This is a genomic window from Paragemmobacter kunshanensis (assembly GCF_011059185.1).
GTDB classification, from domain to species: Bacteria; Pseudomonadota; Alphaproteobacteria; order Rhodobacterales; family Rhodobacteraceae; genus Paragemmobacter; species Paragemmobacter kunshanensis.
Map to the genome: position 1 here is coordinate 137,782 of NZ_JAALFE010000002.1, position 12,629 is coordinate 150,410.

At 67.0% G+C, this 12,629-nt stretch carries 11 protein-coding genes; 4 read left to right on the top strand and 7 right to left on the bottom strand.

What is annotated here, in order from left to right; genetic code table 11:
* Nucleotides 1–271: 271 nt before the first annotated feature.
* The 3 genes from G5V65_RS03070 to cobS form a co-directional block, all read right to left on the bottom strand.
* Nucleotides 272–925 carry a hypothetical protein gene (locus G5V65_RS03070; RefSeq protein ID WP_165046975.1) on the bottom strand — a complete coding sequence of 218 codons (654 nt, stop codon included), beginning with the start codon at nucleotides 923–925 and terminating at the stop codon, nucleotides 272–274.
* A gap of 35 nt (nucleotides 926–960) precedes the next feature.
* On the bottom strand, nucleotides 961–1,416 hold the full coding sequence (locus tag G5V65_RS03075) for a type III secretion system chaperone (protein WP_165046976.1): 456 nt from the start codon (nucleotides 1,414–1,416) through the stop codon (nucleotides 961–963).
* A gap of 106 nt (nucleotides 1,417–1,522) precedes the next feature.
* A complete protein-coding gene (cobS, locus tag G5V65_RS03080) occupies nucleotides 1,523–2,284 on the bottom strand; it encodes an adenosylcobinamide-GDP ribazoletransferase (protein ID WP_165046978.1) in 762 nt (253 codons plus the stop codon).
* 83 nt (nucleotides 2,285–2,367) lie between these two features.
* Here cobS and cobT point away from each other — a divergent pair, with 83 nt between their 5' ends.
* Nucleotides 2,368–3,384, top strand: coding sequence for a nicotinate-nucleotide--dimethylbenzimidazole phosphoribosyltransferase (gene cobT, locus G5V65_RS03085; RefSeq protein WP_165046979.1), 1,017 nt, complete (start codon nucleotides 2,368–2,370; stop codon nucleotides 3,382–3,384).
* Here the strand turns inward: cobT and G5V65_RS03090 are convergent.
* On the bottom strand, nucleotides 3,381–5,354 hold the full coding sequence (locus tag G5V65_RS03090) for a cation:proton antiporter domain-containing protein (RefSeq protein ID WP_165046980.1): 1,974 nt from the start codon (nucleotides 5,352–5,354) through the stop codon (nucleotides 3,381–3,383). The genes cobT and G5V65_RS03090 overlap by 4 nt on opposite strands.
* 98 nt (nucleotides 5,355–5,452) lie before the next feature.
* Nucleotides 5,453–8,377: a hypothetical protein gene (locus G5V65_RS03095; protein WP_165046981.1), complete on the bottom strand. Its 2,925-nt coding sequence runs from the start codon at nucleotides 8,375–8,377 to the stop codon at nucleotides 5,453–5,455.
* Nucleotides 8,378–8,546: 169 nt separating this feature from the next.
* Between G5V65_RS03095 and G5V65_RS03100 the strand changes: the two genes are divergently transcribed.
* Nucleotides 8,547–9,260 carry an SIMPL domain-containing protein gene (locus G5V65_RS03100; protein ID WP_165046982.1) on the top strand — a complete coding sequence of 238 codons (714 nt, stop codon included), beginning with the start codon at nucleotides 8,547–8,549 and terminating at the stop codon, nucleotides 9,258–9,260.
* 44 nt (nucleotides 9,261–9,304) lie between these two features.
* On the opposite strand, the gene G5V65_RS03105 is transcribed toward G5V65_RS03100, so the two are convergent.
* Entirely contained in the window at nucleotides 9,305–10,597 is a 1,293-nt protein-coding gene (locus G5V65_RS03105; protein WP_165046983.1) for an O-acetylhomoserine aminocarboxypropyltransferase/cysteine synthase family protein, read from the bottom strand.
* Between the two features lie 182 nt (nucleotides 10,598–10,779).
* On the opposite strand from G5V65_RS03105, the gene G5V65_RS03110 reads away from it, so the two are divergent.
* Nucleotides 10,780–11,193, top strand: coding sequence for a VOC family protein (locus G5V65_RS03110; RefSeq protein WP_165046984.1), 414 nt, complete (start codon nucleotides 10,780–10,782; stop codon nucleotides 11,191–11,193).
* Nucleotides 11,194–11,342: 149 nt separating this feature from the next.
* On the opposite strand, the gene G5V65_RS03115 is transcribed toward G5V65_RS03110, so the two are convergent.
* On the bottom strand, nucleotides 11,343–11,795 hold the full coding sequence (locus G5V65_RS03115; protein ID WP_165046985.1) for an Lrp/AsnC family transcriptional regulator: 453 nt from the start codon (nucleotides 11,793–11,795) through the stop codon (nucleotides 11,343–11,345).
* Between the two features lie 73 nt (nucleotides 11,796–11,868).
* Here G5V65_RS03115 and G5V65_RS03120 point away from each other — a divergent pair, with 73 nt between their 5' ends.
* On the top strand, nucleotides 11,869–12,468 hold the full coding sequence (locus tag G5V65_RS03120) for a LysE family translocator (protein WP_165046986.1): 600 nt from the start codon (nucleotides 11,869–11,871) through the stop codon (nucleotides 12,466–12,468).
* Nucleotides 12,469–12,629: the final 161 nt, after the last annotated feature.

The window sequence follows — 12,629 nt, forward strand, 5'->3', positions numbered from 1 at the left end:
TGAGACGTCGAACCTGGAGTGCATGGGCTGTGTCCTGTCTCTGGGCCTGGAGCCGGAGATTGATGGTGTCTGCGCCAAGGACATGGACTTGGGTGACGGTTTCGGGTTCCAGGGTTGCGGCGTGGCCTTCCCAGAACTGGGTGCAATGGGGGAAGGACGTGATCTTTTCGACGAGGGAGGTGGCGCTGCAACATGCGATGCGGATGGTGCGGGCCGGAATGCGGAATGCCGCCGGAAGGGACCGGCGGCATCCTGCTGTGATGATGGTCGGTCAGTTCGGGATGTTCAGGACATCGCGCAGCACCTGGAGCGTCATCTCGATGCGGCCCTGCACCTCGCCCACGCCTTCGTAGGCATTGAAATCATTTTCATCCTGCAGGCCGCCGCCGGCAAACATCCTTTCGGCGTTGAAGTTGACCAGATTGGCGCGGGCGATGTCCTTGCCGACCCTGAGCTGCATGTCGCTGGACATGGAGTGCAGCCTGTCGCCCCGAAGACCGATCCGGTTGACCAGGTCTTCCTTCACGAAATGCATGCGGTCGGTCATGGCGTTCTTGAGTTTCTCTTCAGAGACGAATTCGCCGCCGTTCAGCTTTTTCAGGCCCTGATGCATGGTTTCGATGTTGCGGGCGGTTCTGGCTGCGTCGAACTTGCCGCCAAGCCCTTTCATCATCGACACGAAGCTGTCGTCGACCTGCTTCTCGGCCTTCTTGAGGCTGCGCGCCTCGCGTTGTTCGGGTGTGCCGAACACGAGGTTGCCGATCGCCGTGAAAATCTTCGCGAAGAAGCCGGGCTCTTTGGTCGGCCGCATCGACGTCTTGTCGGATTTCTTCAGTTCGTTCCCCTCGATGTCATGGCTGTGATCAATGATCACCATGCTGTCGCGGGACTTCTGCGCGGACGTGGTTTCGAAGCTGGAGAACATGGAATTTCCTTTCCTGACGGGTTCGGGGTGACGGATCAGAGCCGGAGATTGATGGTTTCGTCGGTATCGACGATGTCGTCGGCGACGCTGTCTTCGGGCAGGTCGCGCAACTGGCCGTGCCAGAACAGGGCGACGCGGGCGAAGGTTTCGAATTCGGCGAAGAAGGTGTCGGCGGTGAAATGGCGGGGATCGACAGCCTGGCCGAGGGTCACGTCGTCACTGGCCGGATTGATGGCAAGGGCGGCGCGGCCAGTGCGGTTGCCGTTGAAATTCGCCTCAAGCAGAAAGTGCAGCGCGTTGACGCCAAGATCGCCTGCATAGCCGAGTGCGGCGTGGAAGCGGATCGTCGCATCCTCGGCCTTGTCCTCGATCTCGATCCAGAGATCCTTGCCCAGATCGACGCTGCAGATGCGGTCGCTGCCAAAGGTCAGTCCCGGCAGCTTGGCGTGACGGGCGATGGCGGCAAGCGCCTCTTCCGGTGATGCGAGCATGTGTTTCCTCCTTCTGCCCTGTTCCCCTGACTGTAGGGGCGGAACCGGAGGGGATATGTGTTGCCCGATACCAGGGACCGCGGGCGGTGCCCAACGGCCCGTTCTGTCAGCCGAGGCTGGCGGCCGCCAGTGAAAGCGCCGCGGCTTCGGCGAGCTGCTGCGAGGCACCGAGGATGTCGCCGGTCTGGCCGCCGATCCGCTTGCGCGCGGCATGAGCGATGGCGGCCGTGGTTCCTGCTGCGGCAAGAAGCATGGGGATCAGCGTGGCACCGGTCGCGAGCAGGGCAAAGGTGGCGGCAATCGTCAGCGCGCCGATCACGGCACCGCGGGGGGGGCGGCCCGTGAGATGCGAAAGCCCCGTGCCGCGCGCATTGGGCAGAGTGGCGATCAGCACGGCCATCGGCGCGCGTGACAGGGCGCCTGCGGCGATGAGGGCGGCCCAGTGGTGGCCGGTGGAGACCAGGGCAGTCAGCGCCGACCAGCGGATCAGCGTGACAAGCAGGAGCGCCAGCGTGCCATAGGAGCCGATCCGGCTGTCCTTCATGATCTCCAGCCGGCGTTCGCGGGTCTGGCCGCCCATCAGGCCATCGGCGGTATCGGCGAGACCGTCCTCATGCAGCCCGCCCGTCAGGAGGGCGGCAACAAGAAGGGCAAGGGCGGCCGCAACCCCGGCGGGAAGGGACAGGGCCAGTGCGGCAGATGTGGCCAGCGCCGCGAGTGCGCCCACGGCCGCGCCTGCCACAGGCCAGGCCCAGGCTGCGCGCGGAGAGGGTGCCCCCTGCGAGGCCGGGACGGGCAGGCGCGTCAAGAGCGAGAAGGCGGCGGCAAGGTCGGCCAGGGCGAGGCTTGCAGTGTCGCGGTTGGTCATGGGGGTGTCCTTTCCCGGCTGGCCTTTGGCGGTGCCAAGGGTTAGCCAAGCGCAGCCCAGGCTTCAACGACGGAAGATTGCAGATGACCCATTCCTTTTCCACGCTTTCCGAATTCCGCGCCCTGCTGGCGGCGGCCCCCGGGGCGGATGCCGATGCCATGGCCGGTGCCGCCGCGCGCAATGGGCAGTTGACAAAGCCCCCGGGCGCGCTGGGCCGGCTGGAGGATCTGGCGATCTGGTTCGCTGGCTGGCAGGGGACGGACCGCCCGCGCTGCGAGCGACCGCAGGTTCTTGTCTTTGCGGGCAATCATGGGGTGGTGGCGCAGGGGGTTTCGGCCTTTCCAGCGGAAGTGACGGTGCAGATGGTGGCGAATTTTCGGGCCGGTGGGGCGGCGATCAACCAGTTGAGCCGCGCCTTCGGGGCAGAGATGGCGGTGCATGCGCTGGAACTGGAGCGCCCGACGAAGGATTTCACGACCGGGCCTGCGATGACCGAGGCAGAGGTCGTCGCGGCGCTGCGGACGGGATGGGAGGCGGTGAACCCAGCAGCCGATGTGCTGGTGACGGGTGAAATGGGGATCGGGAACACGACGCCTGCGGCGGCGCTGGCGGCGGCCCTGTTCGGGGGGGATCCCTCCGGCTGGGTGGGCCGGGGCACGGGCGTCGATGATGCCGGCCTCGCACGCAAGGCGGATGCCGTGACGCGGGGGCTGGCGCTGCATGCGGGAGCGCTGGGCGATCCGCTGGAGGTGCTGCGCTGCCTGGGCGGGCGGGAACTGGCCGCGATGGCGGGGGCGATCGCGCGCGCGCGGGTGGAACGGGTGCCGGTTGTTCTGGACGGGTTCATCTGCACGGCCTCGGCTGCCGTGCTGGAACGGGCGGTGCCCGGCGCGCTGGATCATTGCGTCGCGGGGCATGTCAGCGCGGAGGGCGGCCATTCCCGGCTTCTGGCGGCGCTGGGCAAGGCACCGCTTCTGGACCTTGGCCTGCGGCTGGGCGAGGGATCGGGGGCGGCGCTGGCGCTGGGCATCGTCAAGGGCGCGCTGGCCTGCCATTCGGGCATGGCCACCTTTGCCGAGGCCGGTGTCTCTGGCGCCTAGGCCGTTTCCGCGCGGGGGGCCGGATCGGCGAGGGCGTCTTCCTCGGCCGTGTCGATGAAGGGGGCGGGGACATCCTCGCCCGCCATCGGGTTGGTTTCATGCAACTCGTCGGTCAGGGCGAGTTCGAGATCGCGGTCAAGCTGCCGCGCGCGGGCGACATAGGCATCGTTCAGATGCACCGGCTGGCCCGGCACCCAGAGGCTGGCCAGATCGCGCATCGCGGCACGGTCGACCTTGAAATAGGTCTGCGAGAGCTTGGCCGCCTCGTATTCCGTGAATCCCATGTTTTCCAGGACATAGCGGCCCGCACGGATGGAGGAGTCAAAGGTTTCGCGAACGATGTCATCGGCCCCGGCCTGGTAGAGTTCATAGACATGCACACGGTCGCGCGCACGGGCCACGATATGGATGTCGTGGCGCTGGCTGCGGGCATAGCGGACGATGCGGGTGGCGTTCACGCTGTCATCCACGGCGACGACGAGGACCGCGGCCTCTTGCAGGCCAGCCGCGTCAAGCAGGGCGGGGTTGGCGGGATCCCCGAAGAAGCCCTTCACCCCGAAGCGGCGCATGGTTTCGATGGTGGCCATGTCGGAATCCAGAACCACCGTGGACAGGCCGGACATGCGGACGAGACGGTTCACGACCTGCCCGAAGCGGCCGATCCCGGCCACGATGACGCGGCCCTTTTCATCAATCTGATCGGGGGCACGTTCCGGCGTGCGGCTGCGCATCCGGCGGGCAAGCTGTTCATACAGGATGAAGAGAGCGGGTGTCAGCAGCATGGACAGGCTGATGACCAAGAGGCCGATCTGGCCCTGGTTGAGCGAGAGGATGCCTTGCTGGCGGGCAAAGCTGATCAGGACGAAGCCGAACTCCCCTGCCTGGGCAAGGCCAAGGGTGAAGAGCCAGAGATCATGCCGACGCAGACGGAAGGCGAAGCCGATGGCAAAGAGGACCGCCGCCTTGACCGCGATCAGGATGAGGGTGAGGGACAGGATGGTGACGGGCTGGTCGAACAGGGTGCGGGTGTCGATCCCGATGCCCACGGTCATGAAGAAAAGACCGAGGAGCAGGCCCTTGAAGGGTTTGATATCGGCCTCGATCTGGTGGCGGAATTCGGAGTTGGCGAGGACGACGCCGGCAACAAAGGTGCCGAGGGCGGGGGAAAGCCCGACAAGCATCATCAGGAAGGCGATGCCAAGCACGATGAGCAGCGAGATGAAGGTCGACATCTCGGGCAGGCGGGCGGCATGGACAAAGCGGAAGACAGGGCGTGACAGGAAATGCCCCGCAAGGACGATGCCGCCAACGATGGCCAATGTCAGCAGGGTTGTGGCCCAGTTGGGCAGTTGGTCGACCAGCGTCATCAGCGGCTCGGCAGAACTGCCGGCGGAATGGTCGGCCTGATCGCCGGGATTGGTGATGCCGAAGATGTCGGCCGTGGGGCCGGTCAGGGCTGGCAGGGCCAGCAGCGGCAGGAAGGCCAGCATCGGGATGACGGCGATGTCCTGCGTGAGCAGCACCGAAAACGAGGCCCGCCCCCCGGACGAGCGCATCAGGTTCTTTTCGTTCAATGTCTGCAGCACGATCGCGGTCGAGGAGAGCGAAAGAATCAGCCCCAGTGTCAGGGCAACCTGCCAGGCGAGGCCTGCCACCGCTGCCAGGGCCGCGATGGCGGCTGCGCTGAGGATGACCTGCGCCCCGCCGAGGCCCAGCAACCTGTGGCGCATGTCCCAGAGCGTGCGCGGCTCAAGTTCCAGCCCGATCAGGAACAGCATCAGCACGACGCCGAATTCGGCGAAGTGCTGCAGGTCGGCGGTATCGGCCCCGGCCATGCCGAAGACGGGCCCGACAAGGATCCCCGCCGCCAGATAGCCGAGGACGGAACCAAGACCAAATCGCATGGCCAGCGGCACGACAAGCACCGCCGCGCCAAGATAGATGCTGGCTTCGAGAAGAAAGCCTTCCACGCTGATGCCGCAGCCCTGATTTCACGTTGACGTTACGGCGCGATCTTGCGCCGAGGTGCCGCCGGACTGCAACTGGTCAAAGCGGAATGCAGCAGGCGTCAGCTGTTGGGAAGGGCCAGAACGACCATGCGGCCACGCTTTTCATAGCGCAGTTCGGAGGCGGTGATGGCGGCGACGCGGCCGCCATCCAGCCGGTCGCCCACCGAGACCTTGATATAGCGCCCGTTCGGATTGCGGACGAGCGCGTAGCGATCCGCCGAGGTGCCATAGACGCCGATCAGGTTCATGTCGCGCAGGTCGATCGCGTTGCGGATCGTGGCCTGCTTGGCGACATTGGCCGAAGACGGAATGCGCGGCGCCGGGGCGGCGGCGAGTTCCGGTTCTTCTTCGGTTTCGGGGGTGATCTCGGCTGCGGGCGGTTCGGGATCGGGCAGGCGGATGGCGGCGGCGACGGCGGCTTCCACGGCGCTGGCCATGTCATCGGGGCGGGCCGCGGGCCTGCGCGAAATGGCAAGTCCGATGGGGCTGCCCGCGCCATCCGGGGCGATCAGGGCGAGGTTGCCGCTGGTGCTGGCCGAAGCGGGCAACAGAAGGCCGCTTGCAGCGTTTTCTGCCACGATGCTTGCAGGACGCAGGGCCGGGCGGATGCCGGCAATCCGCGAGCCATCCTCGGGCGCGAGGGATGCGCCGTCATCGGTGGCGGTGTCCTGCGGCTGCGGTTCTGGGGCAAGACCGGCCGGGCGCGGCAGGGGGCGGGCATCAGCCAGCGCAGGATCGGCGGGGATGATGACGGCCGGTTCTTCGGCGGGCGCGACAGCATCGGCGGCAGCCTGCGAGGCAAGAGCCGTGGGCGCTGCGGCCGCTTGCGCAGCGGCGGCGGCCGTGATCGCCTCGGGGCGTGAGGGGGGCACCAGTTCCGGGCGGCCCGCAAAGAGCAAAACGCCCTCGGGGGTTGCGATCCCTTCGGGCGTTGGTCTGATGAGGCCGTTTTCGTCAAACTGGTAGACCGTGCCGAAGGGCGGGGGCGGGGCCTGTGCCGCGGGCGGCAGATCGGCCCGTGCCGCAGGCGGCGGCAGGGCCGCGGCATCCACAGGGCTGGGGGGCGTGTCGGAGGCCGCGAGGAAGATCTCGTCCTGCGTCTCGGTTCCCGGCAGGTTGCCCGGGGCGGGATCGCCCGCGATGACCGTGGCAGGGGCCGGTTCCGATCGGGGGGGGGCCGTGGCCCCGGTGGCATCGGCGGTGGCAGCCTCGGGGGCCGGTGCCTCAGCCGCGTTTTCGGCTGTGGTGGCGGCTTCACCCTCGGGGGCAGTATCGGCGGCGACTTCTGCTTCGGCTGTGGCGGGGGCCGCGGGATCGGCGGAATCCTCTTCCTGCAGATCGGCCAGCATCTCGTCTTCAGGGGCGGGCAGTTGGGCATCCGGCGCCGTGGTCCCATCAGCCGTTTCGACGGCACTGCCGTCATCGGTGCTGTTCCAGCTGACATAGAAGGAAGAGAGGCCCGCAGCGAGCGCCAGCATGATCAGAAGCAGCCCGGTCAGGATCAGGCCAAGGTGGCGCGGCTTGCCGCGCACGGGCATGGGGCGTGTGCCGAGGCCGGATTGCGCGCGAGTCGTGGCGGCTGCGGCGCTGGCCGCGCCGCCATCGGCAGAGGCGGTTGTGGCCGAAGCCGTGACCTTGGCCCGCTTGCCACCCGGAATCGTGGGTGCGGTGACCATGCCTGCCATCCCGCGCAGCGCCTTTGTGGCGGGACTGGCCGGTTTCTCACCCGGGGTTTCGTAAGAGAATTTCGGTGGCGGGCGCAGACCGGGCGTCCGTTCGGCCCCGGCCTTGCCGCCTGCGCGGGCGGCATTGCGATCCGCATCAGTCGGGGGGGCCGCCACGACAGGCCGCGTGGCCGCCGGAGCGGGCGTGTCACCCTTGCCGAGGCGGTTGCCAAAGGCCGCAAGAGCGGCACCCGAGGGCATCGGGGGAAGGTCATCCTCGACGGCAGGGTCGACAATCCGGGTGCTGGCGACCCCGGCTGCACCACCTTTGGCCGGGGTTTCGGCAACCGCCGTGTCGGTGGCATCGTCATGCACGTCAAGCGCGATCGGCGCTTCGTCGGCATCCGGGATATCCGCGCCGATCACCGAAGCGGGCGCGGCTGCGGGCGGGTCGCCTGCGCTGAGGGTGGCCGCGATGCGGGCCGGATCCACCGGCGCGTCATGGGCCATGGGGGGGGCCGTCGTGACGAAGTCCAGCGGCCCGGAGGGAATCTCCATCGGTGCGGGTTCGGGAATTTCGACGGGCGGCCCGGGGATGCCCTGAGGTTCCAGATCGGGCTGGATCTCGGGTTCGGGCAGGATTTCGGGCGCGGGTTCCGGTGCGGGCCCGGGCGTGGGGGCGGGTTGCGGCGCAGGTTCCGGCAGCGGATCCGGTTCAGGAGCGGGTTCCGGGGCAGGCTCTGGCGCGGGCTCCGGTTCTGCCGCGGATGTGGCCTTGGCGGTGCCCTGCCGCGGGGGGTGGTCGCGTTCGACGCTTTCGCCGGGCTTGAGCAGGCTTTGCGCAAAACCGGTGGGGCCGAACCAGACCTCGCCCTCGAAGCTGCCTTCGGGCGGGTTGGCGGCGAAGGCTATGGGATTGAAGCCATGGGTGATGGCAAAGCCTTCGGCCTCGTCCAGGGTTTCGCGGGCGATCACGGCGACCTGCGCGCTATCCTGACCGGCGACGTGATCCCAGACCAGTTCGGCCACCGCATAGGGGGTCTGGCCTTCCAGACCGGCGGCAATCTGGGCCTCGCGGCTGGGCTGATCGGGGCCGGGCGCGGGGATGTCCAGATACTTGATCTGGGAATTGGGGATCACAAGCTTGGTCGAGAAGCCTTGCGGGGCGAGCGTTTCGGCCTTGGCCTTCAGCGCGGCAAGGGCGGCGGGAAGGTCATCGACATCGAAGGCGGTGCTGCCGATTTCGGCCCAGCCGCGTTTCGTGCGGTGCAGCAGCGCGATGCTGTCATCGGTGAAGTTCAGGGCGAAGTTCGGCTTCATGGGGCGGGTCTAGCACAGCTTCCGGGAGGGCGGGAATGCAAGGCGGCGGCTGAGCAACTTCCTACAGCAGGTTTTTGCCGAAGGGAAGGAGACTACACGCTTTCCTGACTTGCCCGCAGCGCGCGCTTGGGTGGACAAAGGGCCGATCGCATCAGAGAGGATCTTCACAATGCGCATTCTGTCGGTGGCCTGCATCTCGGCGGCCCTGCTTGTGCCGGGCCTTGCCCCGCTGCCCGTTCTGGCCGAAAACGCCCAAAGCCCCGCCACAATCACCGTGACAGGGGAAGGCGTCGTCACCGCCGCGCCCGATATCGCGACGGTCAGCCTTGGCGTCACGTCGCAGGGGGCCACGGCGGCAGAGGCGATGGCGGCCAATACGGCGGCGCTGTCGGCGGTGCTGGAGCGGGTGAAGGCGGCCGGGGTCGAGGATCGGGATATCCAGACATCGACGCTGAACCTGAACCCGAACTGGTCGAACAGCGACGGATCCTCGATGCCGATGATCCAGGGCTATGTGGCGACCAACGTGCTGCAGATCCGGGTGCGCGATCTGGCAAAACTGGGCGGGGTGCTGGATGCGGCGATCACGGATGGGGCGAATACGCTGAACGGCGTGAGCTTTGGGCTGGCCGAGCCGGAGCCTGCGATGGACGAGGCGCGCAAGGAAGCGGTGGCCAAGGCGCGGGCGCGGGCAGAGTTGCTGACGGGGGCTGCGGGCGTGGGGCTGGGGCGGATCGTTTCGATCAGCGAGGGGGGCGGCTATGCGCCGCCGATGCCGATGTACCGCATGGAGGCCGCCATGGCAGATGCGCCGGTTCCGGTAGAGGGCGGCGAGGTGGGGGTGACGGCGAATGTCACCATCACCTGGGAGATTGCCCAGTAAGGGCGGGGGAAGGGGCGCCGGGTGGCGCCCCTTTTCGTTGCAGATCAGGCGGTTGCCTTGGCGAGTGCCTGATCGAGATCGGCGATGATGTCATCGGCATTCTCGGTCCCGATGGAGACGCGCACCACGTTCGGCGCTGCCCCTGCCTTGACCTGCTGCTCTTCCGACAGTTGGCGATGGGTTGTGCTTGCCGAATGGATGATGAGCGAGCGGGTATCGCCAAGGTTCGCCACATGGGAGAAGAGTTTCACATTGTCGATCAGCTTGACGCAGGCGTCATAGCCGCCCTTGACCGCGAAGGTGAACAGCGCGCCGGCCCCTTTGGGGCAGATGCGCGCGACGCGGTGGTGGTAGGGCGACGAGGGCAGACCGGCATAGGTGACATAGTCGATGCGGGGGTCTTTCTCCAGCCATTCCGCGACCTTGCGGGCGTTTTCGACATGCCGGTCCATCCGGAGCGACAGGGTTTCGATTCCCATCAGCGTGTAATGCGCGCCCTGCGGGTTCATCGTCATGCCAAGGTCGCGCAGGCCCACGGCGATGGAGTGGAAGGTGAAGGCCATGGCCCCCAGCGCCGGGTGGAAGGCCAGCCCGTGATAGGCGGGTTCGGGTTCCGAGAGCGAGGGGAACTTGCCGGACTTGGACCAGTCGAACTTGCCCGAGTCGACCACGACACCGCCCGTGACGGTGCCGTTGCCGGTGAGGTATTTGGTGGCGGAATGCACCACCAGCGTCGCGCCATGTTCGATGGGGCGGCAGAGATAGGGGCTGGCGGAAGTGTTATCCACGATCAGCGGCAGGCCGACCTTGTCGGCCACGCCCGCGACGGCATCAAGGTCGGTGATGTAACCCCCCGGATTCGCGATAGATTCGCAGAAGATGGCGCGGGTGTCATCATCCACCGCGGCCTCGAGCGCGGCGAGGTCGTCGAAATCGACGAATTTCGTCGACCAGCCGAAGCGTTTGATCGTCTGGCTGAACTGGGTCATCGTGCCGCCATAGAGACGGGTGGAGGCGATGATGTTCTTGCCCGGCCCCATCAGCGGGAAAAGCGCCATGATCTGCGCGGCATGGCCCGAGGAGCAGCAGATCGCCCCCGCCCCGCCTTCCAGCGCGCAGACGCGGTTCGCGAGCGCCGAGACGGTGGGGTTCGTCAGCCGCGAATAGATATAGCCAACCTCTTGCAGATTAAAGAGTTTTGCCGCGTGGTCGGCGTCGCGGAACACATAGGCCGTGGTCTGGTAGATCGGCACCTGACGCGCGCCGGTGGCGGGATCGGGGGCGGTTCCGGCGTGGATCTGAAGCGTTTCGAAGGCAAGCGGGCGGTTGTCTGACATGGTCTTCCCCTCCCTGGGATTGTGATGGCGGGAGCCTAGGGGAAGCCGCCCGGGCTGTGAAGGGGGGGCAGGAATTAAGGGGATTTGCCCGCATTTCCAAGAGTTTGGCGGAACTTATTTTGCGTCTTGCCGGGGCTGCGGAGGAGAATAGTCTTGCCGGGCGGAGACTGGGGGGACAAGCGATGCCGACACCGTTTCATCTGGCGATTCACGTGACCGATCTGGAGGCGGCGCGGGCCTTTTATGGCGGGGTGCTGGGCTGTGCCGAGGGGCGGTCGGCGCCGACCTGGGTGGATTTCGATTTCTTCGGCCATCAGTTGAGCCTGCATCTTGGGGAGCCGTTTCTCAATGCCGCAACCGGTAGGGTGGGCGAAAAGCTGGTGCCGATGCCGCATTTCGGGCTGGTCCTGCATCTGCCGGATTGGCAGCGGCTGGCCGGGCGGCTGCGCGGGGCGGGGGTGGATTTCGTGCTGGAGCCGCAGGTGCGGTTCGAGGGTGAGCCGGGCGAGCAATGGACGATGTTCTTTCGCGATCCCTCGGGCAATCCGATCGAGGTTAAGGGATTCCCGACGCTGGAGGGCGTTTTTGCCCATTAGACCAAGAGCTTGGCGATTTGGGGCGTGCAACAGCCGGTGCAGGCGGCTGGTGCAGATGGGCGTGCATACAAGTTTGGGCAGGTTTGGCTGCGCTGACGTGGTTAAGGGTGCGTGGCTGCACAGGGGCGGGGCTTCGCTCCGGGTGGGCGCTATGCCCGGTCGTCCTTGGGGCTGCCCATGACGACGAAGGTGGTGATGGATTGCACCTGCGGCAGGGTTCCCAGCACATCGGTATGCCAGTGCTTGTAGGCGGCGAGGTCGGTGCATTCGACGCGGAGGAGATATTCCACGGTGCCGGTGATGTTGTGGCATTCGGTGACCTGCGGCGCGCGGGAGATGGCGCGTTCGAAGGCCTCCTGGCTGGCCTTGGTATGGGTGTTGAGGCCCACGGTCACATAGGCGGTGAAGCCGATGCCGAGTTGGACGGGGTCGAGGACGGCGCGGTAGCCCTTGATCAGGCCCGAACGTTCCATGTCCTGCACGCGGCGGAGGCAGGCGGAGGGCGAGAGGCCGACGCGTTCGGCGAGGATGAGGTTGGGGATCCGGCCATCGCGGCGAAGTTCCTGCAATATCCGGGCGTTTATACTGTCAATCTTCGTCATTTGTTGCGGATCATGTGCGTTTTGCGCTGCATTTGCAATCCTGCGGCGTGGGTTTCGTGGCAGGAATTGCGCCATGACATATGAGCTTTTCCTTGCCCTGCTGGGCTTTGCCTTCGTCACCTCGGTCACGCCGGGGCCGAACAACATGATGCTGCTGGCCTCGGGCGTGAATTTCGGGCTGCGGCGGACGGTGCCGCATATGATCGGGATTTCGGTCGGCCATTCGGTGATGGTGTTTCTGGTGGGGCTGGGGGTGGCGGGGGTGTTCCTGGCGCATCCGCTGGCGCTGACTGCGCTGAAGGTCGCGGCGGTGGGGTATATGCTGTGGCTGGCCTGGAAGATCGCGCGGTCGGGCGCGCCGGGCGAGGGGCGCGCGGCGGGGCGGCCGATGACCTTCCTGCAGGCGGCGGCGTTTCAGTGGGTGAACCCGAAGGCCTGGGCCATGGCGCTGGGCGCGGTGGCGGCCTATGTGCCTGCGCCCTCGGTCGGGGCCTATGCGGCGGTGGCGGGGGTGTTCGCGCTGGTGAACCTGCCGTCGGTCGCGGTCTGGGCGGCGGCGGGGCAGGGATTGCGGCGCTGGCTGGAGGGGCCGGGGCGGCTGCGGCTGTTCAACTGGGGGATGGCGGGGTTGCTGGTTCTGTCGCTGATCCCGGTGGTGGGGATGGAGATGTGAGGGGGGCGGGGGGGTGGCGGGGTGAACCCCGCCCTACCTTTGCGGTGGTTTGGGGGGGGTGGCGGGGTGAACCCCGCCCTACCTTTACGGTGGTTTTGGGGGGGTGGCGGGGTGAACCCCGCCTTACGGTGGCGGGGGCCGCGTGTCGGAAGGGAGAGGGG

What these genes read in the sequence shown, in the direction of transcription:
- G5V65_RS03115 (WP_165046985.1), bottom strand. Translation starts at nt 11,795, where the DNA reads ATGACGAAGATTGACAGTATAAACGCCCGGATATTGCAGGAACTTCGC.
- G5V65_RS03105 (WP_165046983.1), bottom strand. Translation starts at nt 10,597, where the DNA reads ATGTCAGACAACCGCCCGCTTGCCTTCGAAACGCTTCAGATCCACGCC.
- G5V65_RS03110 (WP_165046984.1), top strand. Translation starts at nt 10,780, where the DNA reads ATGCCGACACCGTTTCATCTGGCGATTCACGTGACCGATCTGGAGGCG.
- G5V65_RS03095 (WP_165046981.1), bottom strand. Translation starts at nt 8,377, where the DNA reads ATGAAGCCGAACTTCGCCCTGAACTTCACCGATGACAGCATCGCGCTG.
- cobS (WP_165046978.1), bottom strand. Translation starts at nt 2,284, where the DNA reads ATGACCAACCGCGACACTGCAAGCCTCGCCCTGGCCGACCTTGCCGCC.
- cobT (WP_165046979.1), top strand. Translation starts at nt 2,368, where the DNA reads ATGACCCATTCCTTTTCCACGCTTTCCGAATTCCGCGCCCTGCTGGCG.
- G5V65_RS03100 (WP_165046982.1), top strand. Translation starts at nt 8,547, where the DNA reads ATGCGCATTCTGTCGGTGGCCTGCATCTCGGCGGCCCTGCTTGTGCCG.
- G5V65_RS03070 (WP_165046975.1), bottom strand. Translation starts at nt 925, where the DNA reads ATGTTCTCCAGCTTCGAAACCACGTCCGCGCAGAAGTCCCGCGACAGC.
- G5V65_RS03075 (WP_165046976.1), bottom strand. Translation starts at nt 1,416, where the DNA reads ATGCTCGCATCACCGGAAGAGGCGCTTGCCGCCATCGCCCGTCACGCC.
- G5V65_RS03120 (WP_165046986.1), top strand. Translation starts at nt 11,869, where the DNA reads ATGACATATGAGCTTTTCCTTGCCCTGCTGGGCTTTGCCTTCGTCACC.